At 38.9% G+C, this 15,614-nt stretch carries 9 protein-coding genes and 2 pseudogenes; 10 read left to right on the plus strand and 1 reads right to left on the minus strand.

The annotated features are described in order from the left end of the window. The first annotated feature begins 155 nt into the window (after window positions 1–155). The 4 genes and pseudogenes from FA707_RS03100 (at window position 156) to nagB (ending at window position 4,149) form a co-directional block, all read left to right on the plus strand. Window positions 156–386 carry a hypothetical protein gene (locus FA707_RS03100; protein ID WP_136952847.1) on the plus strand — a complete coding sequence of 77 codons (231 nt, stop codon included), beginning with the start codon at window positions 156–158 and terminating at the stop codon, window positions 384–386. 35 nt (window positions 387–421) lie between these two features. Further along, window positions 422–778: a hypothetical protein gene (locus FA707_RS03105; RefSeq protein ID WP_168177332.1), complete on the plus strand. Its 357-nt coding sequence runs from the start codon at window positions 422–424 to the stop codon at window positions 776–778. A 703-nt stretch (window positions 779–1,481) separates the two neighbouring features. After that, window positions 1,482–3,293, plus strand: a pseudogene (glmS, locus tag FA707_RS03115) (glutamine--fructose-6-phosphate transaminase (isomerizing)). Between the two features lie 145 nt (window positions 3,294–3,438). After that, entirely contained in the window at window positions 3,439–4,149 is a 711-nt protein-coding gene (gene nagB, locus FA707_RS03120) for a glucosamine-6-phosphate deaminase (protein ID WP_136952850.1), read from the plus strand. Window positions 4,150–4,173: 24 nt separating this feature from the next. Here the strand turns inward: nagB and FA707_RS03125 are convergent, their stop codons facing one another. Further along, window positions 4,174–5,118: a hexose kinase gene (locus FA707_RS03125; RefSeq protein ID WP_136952851.1), complete on the minus strand. Its 945-nt coding sequence runs from the start codon at window positions 5,116–5,118 to the stop codon at window positions 4,174–4,176. A gap of 154 nt (window positions 5,119–5,272) precedes the next feature. Here FA707_RS03125 and tsaB point away from each other — a divergent pair, with 154 nt between their 5' ends. The 6 genes and pseudogenes from tsaB (at window position 5,273) to rpoC (ending at window position 15,611) form a co-directional block, all read left to right on the plus strand. Next, complete coding sequence (gene tsaB, locus FA707_RS03130) at window positions 5,273–5,989, plus strand: tRNA (adenosine(37)-N6)-threonylcarbamoyltransferase complex dimerization subunit type 1 TsaB (RefSeq protein WP_136952852.1); 717 nt, start codon at window positions 5,273–5,275, stop codon at window positions 5,987–5,989. Further along, window positions 5,973–6,530: a ribosomal protein S18-alanine N-acetyltransferase gene (gene rimI, locus FA707_RS03135; protein ID WP_136952853.1), complete on the plus strand. Its 558-nt coding sequence runs from the start codon at window positions 5,973–5,975 to the stop codon at window positions 6,528–6,530. Before tsaB ends, rimI (FA707_RS03135) begins: the two co-directional genes overlap by 17 nt. Beyond that, window positions 6,523–6,957, plus strand: a complete 435-nt coding sequence (gene rimI, locus FA707_RS03140) for a ribosomal protein S18-alanine N-acetyltransferase (protein WP_154299929.1) — start codon at window positions 6,523–6,525, stop codon at window positions 6,955–6,957. Before rimI (FA707_RS03135) ends, rimI (FA707_RS03140) begins: the two co-directional genes overlap by 8 nt. Before the next feature lie 9 nt (window positions 6,958–6,966). After that, window positions 6,967–7,998 carry a tRNA (adenosine(37)-N6)-threonylcarbamoyltransferase complex transferase subunit TsaD gene (gene tsaD, locus FA707_RS03145; protein WP_136952855.1) on the plus strand — a complete coding sequence of 344 codons (1,032 nt, stop codon included), beginning with the start codon at window positions 6,967–6,969 and terminating at the stop codon, window positions 7,996–7,998. A gap of 355 nt (window positions 7,999–8,353) precedes the next feature. After that, a pseudogene (gene rpoB / locus FA707_RS03150) lies at window positions 8,354–11,896 on the plus strand (DNA-directed RNA polymerase subunit beta); the annotation flags it as partial. A gap of 61 nt (window positions 11,897–11,957) precedes the next feature. Beyond that, window positions 11,958–15,611, plus strand: a complete 3,654-nt coding sequence (gene rpoC, locus FA707_RS03155; RefSeq protein ID WP_136952857.1) for a DNA-directed RNA polymerase subunit beta' — start codon at window positions 11,958–11,960, stop codon at window positions 15,609–15,611. Window positions 15,612–15,614 lie beyond the last annotated feature (3 nt).

Here is a 15,614-nt window from a genome sequence, read left to right on the forward strand (position 1 = left end):
TACAAGTCTTAGGTGCTTATTATGATACGTCTAGAGTTGGAATTGTTTATCAAGTAGTCGATAAAAAAGCAAGTGATGGTCAATCAATCGAAACGCTACATCCCAAAATTCCTGAAATAAATGGTCAAGCCATTAAAGGAGAAGTTATCCCCGATTTGAAACAAAATGATGAACAGGATAACGTTTATGATGGCTATTTTTTAATCAACTTATCCGATGAAAATTTACCCAAAAACCTGACTATTCCTTTAGAAATCGAGACCCCTTCTGGTAAGTTAGCGACGGATATTTCGCTTGAACAATTACCGACCAAAGGACAAGCTATGGATGTTCACCAAACAGTTAGACTAATCAAGGACTATATCAAGCCACAATTACCAAAGTGACAAAAGGTCGTGAAGTCTCCGTAATAGATTATCAAGTGAGCCAACCTAAAGGAACAGGGATTAGGGCAGCATGGGCAAACTTTCAGTTATTTACGAAAGATCAGCAACAAGAATATATTGTACCTAAAGAATTGTCTGGTGCTTTAGTTGAACAATACACTACCGCAACGGAAGATGTCGCATCGTATCGTGCGATTATCCCCAATAAAATGTCTGATACTGATTTAGAGTTGGATTACGCCAACTTACACGTCAATATTGAGGTTGCCAATGAGCTAGTGGCACTTGCAATTGTTGGTTTAAATGAGCAATTTCCTAAAACTTTTGGAGCGGAAAATGACCCATATCAGCTAACAATTGAAGAATTGAAAAGAAACAAGATGAGAGTTTAAGATTGCGTTGCAGTTTGCTAATTTACCTGAATCATATGGTAAAGAGCAATTGGAGCATAACTTAAATGACAACTTTCACGTGGGAACAAAAAATATCTAGAAGCAGGTTCTTCAGCCGATTTTGAAGAATTTGAAACCCCTGAGGAATTTTATATTAAATATGGAAAAATTAATCAGTTAGAATATCAAGCGAGTAAAGGCTGGGTTGTGAATTTATCGTATAATATTGCGGATACGCATGGTTGGGGCAAGTATTTTGAAACTGCAACATTTGATAAGTCACGTGCTTATTTTGGTGGTAGTTTACGGCCATCTAGCGTTGTGTTTGATCCAATGACACTTAATATAGAAAAAAAAAAATACAGAGAAACAATAAAGACAGTTTGGTTAAATAACTGTCTTTTATTATAGAAGTCAGCAGAATGACCTATACCAATTTTAAGAAAGGTTTGACAAAGGTTGGTTTTATTATGATTTAATGTTTCTAAGAAATATTGAAGGAGGATAGGTGTAGACCAATTGGATAGCGCCAGCTCTGTTTTGAAAAGACAGAGGACGAGGAGGAACTTATCGAAAATTCGGCGGGTAGTTCTCGGGGAGTGGACTCCTAAGATTTCTAACAAAACTTACTGAAAGTAACCACAAAAAGAAATCACCCACTAGAAACACATTTTAAAATTTATAGATGAAAGTTGGAAAAGAAATGTGTGGAATCGTAGGATTAATTGGATTAGAAAATGTTACTGAAGGTTTAGTGAACGGTTTAAGTCACTTAGAATATCGAGGCTATGACTCAGCGGGTGTTTATGTGAGGCGCAGCAAGCTTCACCGTTAAACAAAAGGTCGTATTAACGACTTACGTCAAGAAATCGAAAAAACAGGTGACGTGACAGGGTTCCGTGGGATTGGTCATACACGTTGGGCAACGCACGGTAAACCAAAAACTGAAAACGCGCACCCTCATACTTCATACAACGGTCGTTTCGTATTAGTACACAACGGCGTGATTGAAAACTTTAAAGAAATTAAAGATGAATACATTAAAGACGAGTGGTTACAAGGTGAAACTGACACAGAGATGGTCGTTCACTTAGTCGCTAAAATCGCTGAAGAAGAAAACTTATCAGCTAAAGAAGCGTTTAAAAAAGCTCTAACAATCGTGGATGGTTCATATGCGTTTGCTTTAGCCGACAAAGAAGAACCAGAAGTATTATACGTTGCTAAAAACAAAAGCCCATTATTAGTTGCAACTGGTGAAGACTTTAATGGTGTGTGTTCTGATGCCTTAGCCTTAATCGAGTTAACCAATAAATTTGTTGAAATTAAAGATAAAGAAATGGTGACCGTAACAAAAGCAGGCATTACGATTGAAGATCTAGCTGGTCAAGCACAAGAACGTGAGGCGATTGAATTTTCAATTACAGCTAATGATTTAGCTTTAGGCACTTACGAACATTACATGTTAAAAGAAATCGAAGAACAACCAGCTGTGATGCGTAATATTTTAGCTAACTACGTGAATGAGCAAGACGAAGTAGTCGTTGATCCGGCAATCGTCGAAGCGGTGACAGAAGCTGATCGTATTTACATTATCGCATGTGGTACTAGCTGGCATGCCGGTTTAGTTGGGAAAAACATGTTAGAAAAATTAGCAGGTATTCCAACTGAAGTTCATTTAGCAAGCGAGTTTGGTTACAATACACCATTACTATCTGAAAAACCATTGTTCATCTACATTAGCCAAAGTGGAGAAACAGCCGATAGCCGTCAAGTATTAGTCAAAACGAACGAACTAGGTTACCCAGCTTTAACGGTGACTAACGTTGCAGGTTCAACGTTATCACGTGAAGCAAACTATACAATGTTATTACATGCTGGTCCTGAAATTGCGGTTGCTTCAACCAAAGCCTACACCGCTCAAATTGCGGTTTTATCTATTTTAGCCAATGCAGTCGGTATGCAAAAAGGGATTACAGCTGCTCAAAACTTTAACTTGAAGAATGAATTAAGTCTAGTAGCGAACCAAATGGACAGCTTTTTAAATAGTGACCATCACTTACAAACAATCGTTCATGACATGTTGTTAGAAGCTCGCAATGCTTTCTATATTGGTCGTGGGAATGATTATTGTGTATCACTTGAAGCGGCTTTAAAATTAAAAGAAATTTCATACATTCAATGTGAAGGCTTCGCTTCTGGTGAATTGAAACACGGGACCATTGCCTTGATTGAAGAAAACACACCAGTCTTTGCATTAATCACAGCGGCTCATACGAACTTGCAAACAAGAAGTAATGTGCAAGAAGTGGAAAGCCGTGGGGCTAAAACATGTATTATCTCGATGGAAGGGTTAGAACAAGAACATGATGCCTTAGTGTTACCACATGTTCATGAGTTATATGCACCATTAATCAGTGTGTTACCGACACAGTTAATAGCTTACTACGCAACATTAGAACGTGGCTTAGATGTTGACAAACCACGTAACTTAGCCAAAAGTGTGACAGTAGAATAAACCATTAGTAAAAGTGTTGTAGCTTTCAAAGTTACAACACTTTTTTTTGAATATTAACATTTTTATATACGAAAATCTTGCAATTGGTCTATAAATGGTATATGATTGGACTATACCAAAAAGGTTTATTATGGAGGTCTGAAAAATGCAACTAATTACTGTTAAAGATCAATTTGAAGGTGGAAAAAAAGCGTTCGAAATTTTAAATGAAGAAATGCAAGCAAATCGTGTGAACGTATTAGGGTTAGCTACAGGTAGCACACCAATTACTTTTTATGAAGAAATTGTTAAAAGTGATTTAGACTTTTCAGAAGTTACATCCGTTAACTTAGATGAATATATTGGTTTAGCGAAATCTGATGATCAAAGCTATGATTATTTTATGCATGAACATTTATTTAATGTCAAACCATTTAAAGAAAATTTTTTACCAGATGGTTTAGCGACAGACGTTGAAGCGGAGTGCCAACGTTATGATGAAGTTTTAAAAGCTCATCCAGTTGATATTCAAATTTTAGGAATCGGTGAAAATGCGCATATTGGGTTTAATGAACCTGGTTCTTCATTTGAAGCTGGGACTCAGAAAGTAGCATTAACTGAATCAACAATTGAAGCGAACAGCCGTAACTTTGAAAAAATTGAAGATGTACCAACACATGCGATTTCAATGGGAATTAAATCAATTATGGCCGCTAAAAAAATTATTTTACTAGCTTATGGCGAGAAAAAAGCTGAAGCGATTAAAAATACAATTGAAGGTCCAATTACTGAAGATGTACCAAGTAGTGTGCTACAACGCCATCAAGATGTGATTATTATTGCAGATGAAGCGGCAACCTCATTATTAACTAAATAACAAAAAAAGAGAACTTAGCCGCGGCTAAGTTCTCTTTATTTCAGTTACAGTTGTTTGATCAAAGTATTTAGGATAATTTTCTTTGGTAACATAACCTGTTCGTTTTTCTAATGCATTAAGCGTTCCTAACGTCATCGCGCGTTTAATCAATGTTTCGATGTCTTCGTTTTGGTCGAGTGCAATAGCGATACCAGCAACCGTTGAGTCACCGCTACCAACAGCGTTTTCGACTTCAATCGAAGGGACACTAGCTTTAAAGTAACGCTGTCCGTATTTTACAAACGCTCCATCAGCGCCCATTGAGATAACGATTAATTCAATGCCTTCAAAAATGGCGTCATCAAGTAGTTGAATAATGGCTTGATAGTCACGAGTGTCAATGGTTTGTCCAGATAATTCTTGGATTTCGTCAAGGTTAGGTTTAATCGCAAATGGATTAATAGGAGAAGCTAAGACTTCTTTTAAGGTGCTACCAGAAGCATCAATAATAACTTTTGCTTGCTTTTTTTGAGCGCGGTGCATTAAGTCGATGTAATAATCCGGTGTTAAACCTTGTGGCAGACTCCCTGCGAGTGCCACGACTTGAGCATCTGCAATCAATGTATCATAATGTTCAATAAAAGCGTTCGCTTCGTCAGCAGTAATAGTTGGCCCCTCTTCTAAAATTTCCGTTTGCTGACCATCATGTAAAACCGCCACCGAATTACGTGTTTGCCCACTAATTTGGAAAAACTGATGGTGCATGCCATCTTCGTCTAGTGAAGATTCCACCACTTGTTTTAAATTATCACCTAATAAACCAGTAGCAATATTGTCATATCCCATTAAGGTTGCGACTCTTGATACATTTAAGCCTTTACCGCTTGGAAATTTATTAACGTGATTGGTTCTCGTTACCCCATTTATATTTAAACTTTCTAAATCGTAAACTAATTCAACGGTTGGATTTAGTGTTACACTCACTATCATTCATTCACACTCCATTCTATGGTTTATGTTATTTTATCATTGCACAGGAGTTTGTCACAACTTTAATGCAATCGTTAATGAATGATATTTTAATTATTTTTTTGAAGAAATGTGCTACAATTAGTCAGAATATATAGGAAAGGCTCGATTGAGAATGAAAATATTAAGTTTGGATACATCAAATCAAACATTAAGCCTAGCGGTGTTAGAAGATGAACGCGTCTTAGCCAGTTATTCATCGTCTGTTAATAAAAATCATAGCGTGACGTTAATGCCGATGATTGAAACCTTACTAGGACAGATAAAAATGAGTCCTAAAGAAATCGACCGTATTGTCGTAGCGAAAGGACCAGGTTCATATACGGGGTTGCGTATTGGCGTGACAACAGCTAAAACATTAGCGTGGACGTTGCAAGCTGAATTAGTGGGGATTTCTAGCTTGGCTAATTTAGCGGCGTCTGTGGGTAAAGTACCGGGACTAATTGTGCCTTTATTTGACGCGCGTCGTGGGAATGTCTATGCCGGAGTTTATCAATGGCAAGGCCAAGAGCTTATGGCGATTAAGGATGATCAGCATATTGATCTAGCCACTTTAGTAGCACAACTGCAAAATGAAGCAGGAACAATTATATTTGTGGGGGAATTATCTGAAGGGCTAGCACAAGTTATCGCATCAAGTGAATTAACCAATTATCAGCTTGAGTTAAATCCTGTATTAAATAGCGCCTTTCTTGGCAAAATGGGCTATCATGCAACAGAATTAGAGAATCCTTCAAGCCTTGTTCCAACGTATCTAAAATTGGTAGAAGCTGAAGAGAAATGGTTAGAAACTAATCCAGTATTGAGGGAAGATTATGTGGAAAAAGTCTGATCTACTAAAAACGGTTAAACGTGTCATCAAACAAGATCATTTTATGATTCAAGATACGGTTGCGGCGTTAACACACATTACGTATCGTTCAGTACGCCTTGATGAAATCAAAACGTTACAAGCTATTCAGAAGACGGTTTACCCAGACCGGGCAGCGTGGAGTCGTTATGCCTTTTTAGCGGAATTAAATGGTAAGCATCCCGTTCATTATTTAGTGGCTGATTGCCAAGGTCAATTGGTTGGATTTGGTGGTATTCGTATTGAAGAAAGTCATGCGCACGTAACGAATTTGGCTGTTTTACCTGAGCTACAAGGCAATGGAATTGGAAGTGAGCTAATAACACAATTATTGGCGTTTGCTGAAGGGTACCAAGTGACAAGTATTACGCTTGAAGTTCGGGCAAGTAATGAAAAAGCTCAGCGTTTATACAAATCTTTGGGATTCAAATTATCAACGACGAAAAACAGCTATTATCGTGATGGCGAAGACGCGTATTTGATGGTTTTAACCAAAGAAGTGGTAGGTGGACATAGTGACTAATCAACAACTCGCACACGCTTTGTGGCAAGTGAGTCAACAGAGTTTTCAATATGGTTCACCGTGGACGTTACAACAATTTGTGGAGGATCTAGAACAAGGTTCTTCCTCGTGGTTACTTGAAAAAAATGCTGATGATGAGCTAATCGGTTATCTTCAGTATCGGGTGCTATTTGATGAAGCTGAAATTTACAATCTAGCAATTGCGACAGCTTATAAAGGTCAAGGACTGGGTAGACAGTTAATGATGCGTTTAGATACTGAATTAGGAGCACAAGCTGTCGCGCAAATTTTTTTAGAAGTCAGAGAAAGCAATCAACTCGCACGGGCTTTTTATCAGAAGCAAGGGTTTGTTGAAGTAAGTACTAGAAAAAATTACTATCACCATCCGTTAGAAAACGGCTTGATATTAATGAAGGAATTGAAATGAGGTCTTTTTATGGAAATATTTACGAAAGAGCGTCGTCTAGTTTTAGCGATTGAATCGAGCTGTGATGAAACGAGTGTTGCGGTGGTCGAAGACGGTAATAAAATATTATCTAATATTGTAGCGTCACAAGTGTTGTCCCACCAACGTTTCGGAGGGGTAGTTCCTGAAGTCGCAAGTCGTCACCATGTGGAGCAAATTATTTCGTGTTTAGATGAAGCACTTGTAGAAGCTAAGGTAACGGTCGAGGAGTTGAGTGCTGTTGCGGTAACAGAAGGGCCGGGATTAGTGGGTGCTCTGTTAATTGGCTTAAGTGCGGCCAAAGCGTTTGCCTTTGCTAATGGCTTACCATTAATTCCTGTGAATCACATGGCAGGCCATATTTATGCGGCGCGTTTTGTCGAAGAAATGCAGTTTCCATTAATGGCGTTACTAGTTAGTGGTGGCCACACGGAATTAGTTTATATGCCAGCAGATGGCGAGTTTGAAATTATCGGTGAGACACGCGATGACGCAGCTGGCGAAGCTTATGACAAAGTAGGGCGTGTTTTAGGCCTGAAATACCCAAGTGGTAAAGAAATTGATGAAATGGCACATATTGGACAAGATGTTTATCATTTTCCACGTGCGATGATTAAAGAAGATCATTATGACTTTAGTTTTAGTGGGCTAAAGAGCTCGTTTATTAATCGTGTTCATAATGCGGAACAAAAAGGTGAGGAACTATCTAAGGTTGATTTAGCAGCTAGTTTTCAAGCAAGTGTCGTAGAAGTTTTAGTGAATAAAACAGTTCGTGCTTGTCAAAACTTTGAGGTGAAGCAGTTAATTGTTGCAGGTGGCGTGGCTGCCAATCAAGGGTTAAGAAATGCGATGACGGAAACGATGCAACAGCAATTACCAGACGTTAAGGTGATATTCCCGCCACTAAAGTTGTGTGGAGATAACGCTGCGATGATCGGTTCAGCCGCCTTTGCAGCTATTAGCAAAGAACAAACAGCAGATATGTATTTGAATGCGACACCTAGTCTGATATTAGGTGAGTAGCTATGTATCATCACAAAAAAATTGGTGCCTTTTTGGGACCAATTTTTTTGTTTGTGAATAAAGTGAAAACATTTCTGATAAGCGGAATTTACTTGACAATAAAACGGGAATATAATACTATATATAGGCGCGTATGTTAGCTTTAAAAATAGCAGGAGGCTGGGTGAAATATTGTCCATTCAGCATTTCTAAATATCAAAGCAAAGATAGATACTCACAAAAAAATGAGATAAAGATCTATTTTTGGTTTTTTTTTGCCTAAATTAGGCTAACTATGACGGATTAATATAAACTTAACATTTGTAATGTTTTTGTAACATTAGGTGTTTTGGAATAAACAGAAGGGGTGAAGAGCTTGGCTGGACACGTAGTAAAATACGGAAAACATCGCGAAAGAAGAAGTTTCGCAAGGATCAGTGAAGTACTAGAATTACCAAATTTAATTGAAATTCAAACAGACTCTTACGAATGGTTCTTAAAAGAAGGACTGAAAGAAATGTTTGAGGATATCTTACCTATTAAAGATTTTAGCGATAAATTATCGTTAGAATTTGTAGGATATGAACTTAAAGAACCAAAATATACTGTAGAAGAAGCTCGTTCGCATGACGCAAACTACTCTGCACCTATTCACGTAACCTTACGATTAGACAACAAAGCAACTGGCGAAATCAAATCACAAGAAGTATTCTTTGGTGATTTCCCTCTAATGACTGAAATGGGAACATTCATCATCAATGGTGCTGAACGTGTTATCGTTTCTCAGTTAGTTCGTTCTCCAGGTGTATACTACCATAGTAAATTAGACAAAAATGGTCGCGAAAGCTTTGGGACAACAGTTATTCCTAACCGTGGTGCTTGGTTAGAATTAGAAACAGATGCTAAAGATATTTCTTATGTACGTATTGACCGTACACGTAAAATTCCTTTAACTGTTTTAATTCGTGCCCTAGGTTACGGTTCTGATGACACTATCTTAGAAATGTTAGGCGATAACGAAAGCTTACGTTTAACAATTGAAAAAGATATTCACAAAAACGCTTCAGACTCTCGTGCTGAAGAAGGATTAAAAGACATTTACGAACGTTTACGTCCAGGTGAGCCCAAAACAGCTGACAGCTCTCGTAGTCTGTTATACACTCGCTTCTTCGACCCAAAACGCTATGATTTAGCTGCTGTAGGTCGTTACAAAGTAAACAAAAAACTAAGCTTAAAAACACGCTTATTAAACCAAGTGTTAGCTGAAACATTAGTTGATGCTGAAACTGGTGAAATTATCGTTGAAAAAGGTACTGAAATCACACATGAAGTGATGGCTGATTTAGCACCTCATTTAGATAAAGGTTTAAACAACGTAACATACTATCCAACTGAAGATGGCGTTATTACTGATCCGATGACGATTCAAGTTATTAAAGTAGTCTCACCTAAAGACCCAGATCGCGTGATTAACGTGATTGGTAACGGTCAAATTGGAGATGAAACACGCGTTATCACACCTGCTGACATTATTGCTGAAATCAACTACTTCTTTAATTTACAAGAAGGCGTTGGTCAAACAGATGATATCGACCATTTAGGTAACCGTCGTATTCGTGCCGTTGGTGAATTATTACAAAACCAATTCCGTATTGGTTTAGCTCGTATGGAGCGTGTGGTACGTGAACGTATGTCTATTCAAGATACAGACACATTAACACCACAACAATTAATTAACATTCGTCCAGTCGTAGCTGCGATTAAAGAATTCTTTGGTTCTTCTCAGTTATCACAGTTCATGGACCAAACTAACCCACTTGGTGAGTTAACACATAAACGTCGTCTATCTGCCTTAGGGCCTGGTGGTTTGACTCGTGACCGTGCTGGTTATGAAGTCCGAGACGTTCACTATTCTCACTATGGTCGTATGTGTCCGATTGAAACGCCTGAGGGACCAAATATCGGGTTAATCAATAGTTTGTCAAGTTATGCGAAAATCAACAAATATGGTTTCATCGAAACACCATATCGTCGTGTTGACCGTAAAACTGGTAAAGTAACCGATCAAATTGATTACTTAACAGCGGATGAAGAAGATCATTACATGGTAGCGCAAGCGAACTCACCATTAAATGAAGACGGCTCATTCGTAAACGATGTTGTAATGGCTCGTATCCAAAGTGATAACTTAGAAGTTTCAATTGAAAAAGTTGACTACATGGACGTTTCTCCTAAACAGGTAGTTGCGGTTGCGACATCATGTATTCCTTTCTTGGAAAACGATGACTCTAACCGTGCCTTAATGGGTGCGAACATGCAGCGTCAGGCGGTTCCTTTAATCCAACCACGTGCGCCATTCGTTGGTACAGGTATGGAATATAAAGCAGCCCATGACTCAGGTTCAGCTTTAGTAGCAAAACATGATGGTGTCGTTGAATTTGTTGATGCGAATGAAATTCGTGTTCGTCGTTCAAACGGTACTTTAGATAAATATGCTGTTACAAAATTCCGTCGTTCAAACGCAGGTATGTGTTACAACCAACGCCCAATCGTTAAATTAGGTGAAGTGATTGATGCTGGTGATACATTAGCAGATGGACCATCTATGGAAGAAGGCGAAATGGCTTTAGGTCAAAACGTTTTAGTTGCCTTCATGACATGGGAAGGTTACAACTACGAGGATGCAATCATCATGAGCCGTCGTTTAGTCAAAGATGACGTGTACACATCGATTCATATTGAAGAATACGAATCAGAAGCACGTGATACTAAACTTGGACCTGAGGAAATTACTCGTGAAATTCCAAACGTTGGGGAAGATGCACTTAAAAACCTTGACGAAATGGGTATTATCCGTATTGGTGCTGAAGTTGTCGATGGAGATATCTTAGTTGGTAAAGTAACACCTAAAGGGGTAACTGAATTATCAGCTGAAGAGCGTTTATTACATGCAATCTTCGGTGAAAAAGCTCGTGAAGTTCGTGATACTTCATTACGTGTACCACATGGTGGTGGCGGTATCGTTCACGATGTTAAAATCTTTACACGCGAAGGTGGCGACGAATTATCACCTGGCGTTAACATGTTAGTACGTGTTTACATTGTACAAAAACGTAAAATCCATGAAGGGGATAAGATGGCCGGACGTCACGGTAATAAAGGGGTAGTTTCTCGAATTATGCCGGAAGAAGATATGCCATTCTTACCAGATGGAACACCTGTGGATATCATGTTGAATCCATTAGGGGTACCGTCACGTATGAACATCGGTCAGGTATTAGAGTTACATTTAGGTATGGCTGCTCGTCAATTAGGCATCCACGTTGCAACACCAGTATTTGATGGAGCTTCGGAAGAAGATGTTTGGGAAACAGTTAAAGAAGCTGGAATGGCATCTGATGCTAAGACAGTTCTTTATGATGGACGTACAGGTGAAGCCTTCGATAACCGTATCTCTGTTGGTGTGATGTACATGCTGAAACTTGCTCATATGGTTGATGACAAGTTACATGCTCGTTCTACTGGACCTTACTCATTAGTAACGCAACAACCACTTGGAGGTAAAGCTCAATTTGGTGGACAACGTTTTGGTGAGATGGAGGTTTGGGCACTTGAAGCTTACGGTGCGGCTTACACATTACAAGAAATCTTAACTTACAAGTCTGATGACGTTGTTGGACGTGTGAAAACATATGAAGCGATTGTTAAAGGAGAGCCAATTCCAAAACCTGGTGTTCCTGAATCATTCCGCGTATTAGTGAAAGAATTACAATCATTAGGTCTAGATATGCGTGTACTTGATGCTGAAGATCAAGAAATTGAACTTCGCGACATGGACGACGATGAAGACGACATGATTACAGTTGATGCATTAACTAAGTATGCTCAAGAGCACGCTGAAAAAAATGCTGAGAAAAAAGACTAGTTCAAACAAATTGTATTGTGCTGTGTTTTAAAGAAGGAAATGGAGGGAACACCTTTTGATCGATGTAAATAAATTCGAAAGTATGCAAATTGGTTTAGCTTCTCCAGAAAAAATTAGAAGCTGGTCTTATGGTGAGGTTAAAAAACCTGAAACAATAAATTATCGTACATTAAAACCTGAACGTGACGGTTTATTCTGCGAACGCATTTTCGGTCCTAGCAAGGACTGGGAATGTGCTTGCGGTAAGTACAAACGTATCCGTTATAAAGGAATCGTCTGTGACCGTTGTGGAGTAGAAGTAACGCGCTCAAAAGTACGTCGTGAAAGAATGGCGCATATCGAGTTAGCAGCTCCTGTTTCTCACATCTGGTACTTTAAAGGTATTCCAAGTCGTATGGGTCTAATCTTAGATATGAGCCCACGTGCGTTAGAAGAAGTTATCTACTTTGCTTCATACGTTGTTACGGAGCCTGGTGATACAACATTAGAGAAAAAACAATTATTAACAGAACGCGAATACCGCGAAAAACGTCAACAATACGGTCAATCTTTCCAAGCTGCTATGGGTGCAGAAGCGATTCAAACCTTGCTTGAAAATGTTGATTTAGAAAAAGAAGTAGCAGAACTTAAAGAAGAGTTGAAAACTGCTTCAGGTCAAAAACGTACGCGTGCCGTTCGTCGTCTAGATATTTTAGAAGCATTCCGTCAATCAGGAAACAATCCTGCATGGATGATTATGAATGTAATCCCGGTTATTCCTCCAGATTTACGTCCAATGGTTCAATTAGAAGGTGGACGTTTTGCGGCTAGTGACTTGAATGATTTATATCGTCGTGTGATTAACCGTAATAACCGTTTGAAACGCTTATTAGATTTAATGGCGCCAAACATTATCGTTCAAAACGAAAAACGTATGCTACAAGAAGCGGTGGACGCTTTAATCGATAATGGTCGTCGTGGCCGTCCAGTTGTTGGACCTGGTAACCGCCCATTGAAATCTCTTTCTCACATGTTGAAAGGGAAACAAGGTCGTTTCCGTCAAAACTTATTAGGTAAACGTGTTGACTATTCTGGTCGTTCGGTTATCGTCGTAGGTCCATTCTTAAAGATGTACCAATGTGGTCTTCCAAAAGAAATGGCGATTGAATTATTTAAACCATTCGTAATGCGTGAATTAGTCCAACGTGAATTAGCAAGCAACATTAAGAATGCTAAACGTAAAATCGAACGTTTAGAAGATGATGTGTGGGATGTATTAGAAGATGTTATTAGAGAACATCCAGTTTTACTTAACCGCGCACCTACTCTACATAGACTTGGTATCCAAGCGTTCGAACCTGTCTTAGTTGAAGGTCGTGCTATTCGTCTTCACCCATTAGTATGTGAAGCCTACAATGCCGATTTCGATGGAGACCAAATGGCGGTTCACGTTCCATTGAACGATGAAGCGCAAGCAGAAGCTCGTTTGTTAATGTTAGCGGCTCAAAATATCTTGAACCCTAAAGATGGTAAACCAGTTGTTACACCGTCTCAGGATATGGTATTAGGTAACTACTACTTAACAATGGAAGAAGCGGGTCGTGAAGGTGAAGGAATGGTATTCCGTGACTTGAACGAAGCTATCTTAGCTTATAAGAATGGTTATGTGCATTTACATACACGAGTTGGTTTACAAACATCAGCACTTAAAGACAAACCATTTACTGAATGGCAAAAAGATCGTATTTTATTAACAACAGTTGGTAAAATCATGTTCAACGAAATTATGCCAAAAGAATTCCCATACTTAAATGAACCAACTGACTATAACTTAGTCGTTGAAACACCAAATAAATACTTTGTTGAACCAGGTACGGATATTAAAGCGGCTATCGAAGCACAAGAAATTATCTTACCATTCAAGAAAAAACATTTAGGTAACATTATCGCTGAAGTCTTCAAACGTTTCAAAATTACTGAAACATCACGTATGTTAGATAGAATGAAGGACTTAGGTTACACTCATTCAACACATGCTGGTATTACAGTAGGAGCTGCGGACATTTCTAAATTACAAGAAAAAGCAGCGATGATTGATGAAGCACACAAACAAGTTGAAAATGTTACAAAACAATTCCGTCGTGGTTTAATCACAGATGACGAACGTTATGAACGCGTAATTGGTGTGTGGAACAAAGTTAAAGATGAAATTCAGAAGAAACTGATGGAAACTTTAGATGACCGTAACCCAATCTTCATGATGAGTGACTCGGGTGCCCGTGGTAATATCTCTAACTTTACGCAGTTAGCGGGTATGCGTGGATTGATGGCCGCTCCAAGTGGACGTATCATGGAATTACCAATCGTTTCTAACTTCCGTGAAGGATTATCCGTTTTAGAGATGTTTATCTCTACCCATGGTGCTCGTAAAGGGATGACCGATACAGCCTTGAAGACTGCCGATTCAGGTTACTTAACTCGTCGTTTAGTAGACGTAGCACAAGATGTTGTTATTCGTGAATCTGACTGTGGAACTGACCGTGGTTTAGAAATCTCAGCGATTCGTGAAGGTAATGAAATTATTGAACCGTTAGATGAGCGTATGTTAGGTCGTTATGCTCATAAGACTGTTATTCATCCAGAAACTGGCGAAGTGTTAGTGGCTAAAGGTGAATTAATTGACGAAGATAGAACAAAAGCAATCATGGAAGCTGGTATTGAAAAATTAACCATCCGTTCAGTCTTTGCATGTAATACATCGCATGGTGTATGTAAAAAATGTTACGGACGTAACATGGCAACTGGTTCTGAAGTTGAAGTTGGTGAAGCAGTAGGTACTATTGCAGCCCAATCAATCGGTGAGCCAGGTACTCAGTTAACAATGCGTACGTTCCATACCGGTGGGGTAGCCGGTGATGATATCACTCAAGGTTTACCTCGTATCCAAGAGATCTTTGAAGCACGTAACCCTAAAGGACAAGCTGTTATTACTGAAGTAACAGGTATTGTTTCTGAAATTAGCGAAGACCCAGCAACACGTACTCGTGAAATCACCGTAACTGGTAAAACAGATACAAGAACATACACTGTCCCTTATACTGCGAAACTTAAAGTTCAAGAGGGCGATGAAATTCATCGTGGTGATGCGTTAATGTACGGTTCAATTGAGCCAAAACAATTATTACAAGTTCGCGACGTTATTTCAGTTGGAACTTACCTATTAGGTGAAGTACAAAAAGTATACCGTATGCAAGGGGTAGAAATTGGCGACAAACACGTAGAGGTAATGGTTCGACAAATGTTACGTAAAGTTCGTGTAATGGATCCAGGTGATACTGATATCTTACCTGGTACGTTAGTTGATATTGCGGACTTCAAAGCAAGCAACTACCAAACATTAATCTCAGGTGGTATTCCTGCGACTGCACGTCCAGTGTTAATGGGTATTACGAAAGCTTCTATTGAAACGAACAGTTTCTTATCAGCTGCGTCATTCCAGGAAACAACACGTGTGTTAACAGATGCTGCTATCCGCGGAAAACGCGATACTTTATTAGGATTGAAAGAAAATGTTATCATCGGTAAGATTATTCCTGCCGGTACAGGTATGGCTAAATACCGTAACATGGAGCCTAAAGAAGTTGGAGTAGCAAGCGAAAACGTTTATAGCATTAGCGATATCGAAGCTAAAATGGCTGCCGAAGACGCTCTAAATGTAAACGAAGATTAAGAT

Origin of the sequence: Vagococcus zengguangii, assembly GCF_005145005.1 — a bacterium.
In the GTDB taxonomy this organism is placed as follows: domain Bacteria; phylum Bacillota; class Bacilli; order Lactobacillales; family Vagococcaceae; genus Vagococcus_A; species Vagococcus_A zengguangii.

Excerpts from the sequence above, each read along its gene's own strand:
- tsaB (WP_136952852.1), top strand. The coding sequence starts at position 5,273 with ATGAAAATATTAAGTTTGGATACATCAAATCAAACATTAAGCCTAGCG.
- FA707_RS03125 (WP_136952851.1), bottom strand. The coding sequence starts at position 5,118 with ATGATAGTGAGTGTAACACTAAATCCAACCGTTGAATTAGTTTACGAT.
- nagB (WP_136952850.1), top strand. The coding sequence starts at position 3,439 with ATGCAACTAATTACTGTTAAAGATCAATTTGAAGGTGGAAAAAAAGCG.
- rimI (WP_136952853.1), top strand. The coding sequence starts at position 5,973 with ATGTGGAAAAAGTCTGATCTACTAAAAACGGTTAAACGTGTCATCAAA.
- tsaD (WP_136952855.1), top strand. The coding sequence starts at position 6,967 with ATGGAAATATTTACGAAAGAGCGTCGTCTAGTTTTAGCGATTGAATCG.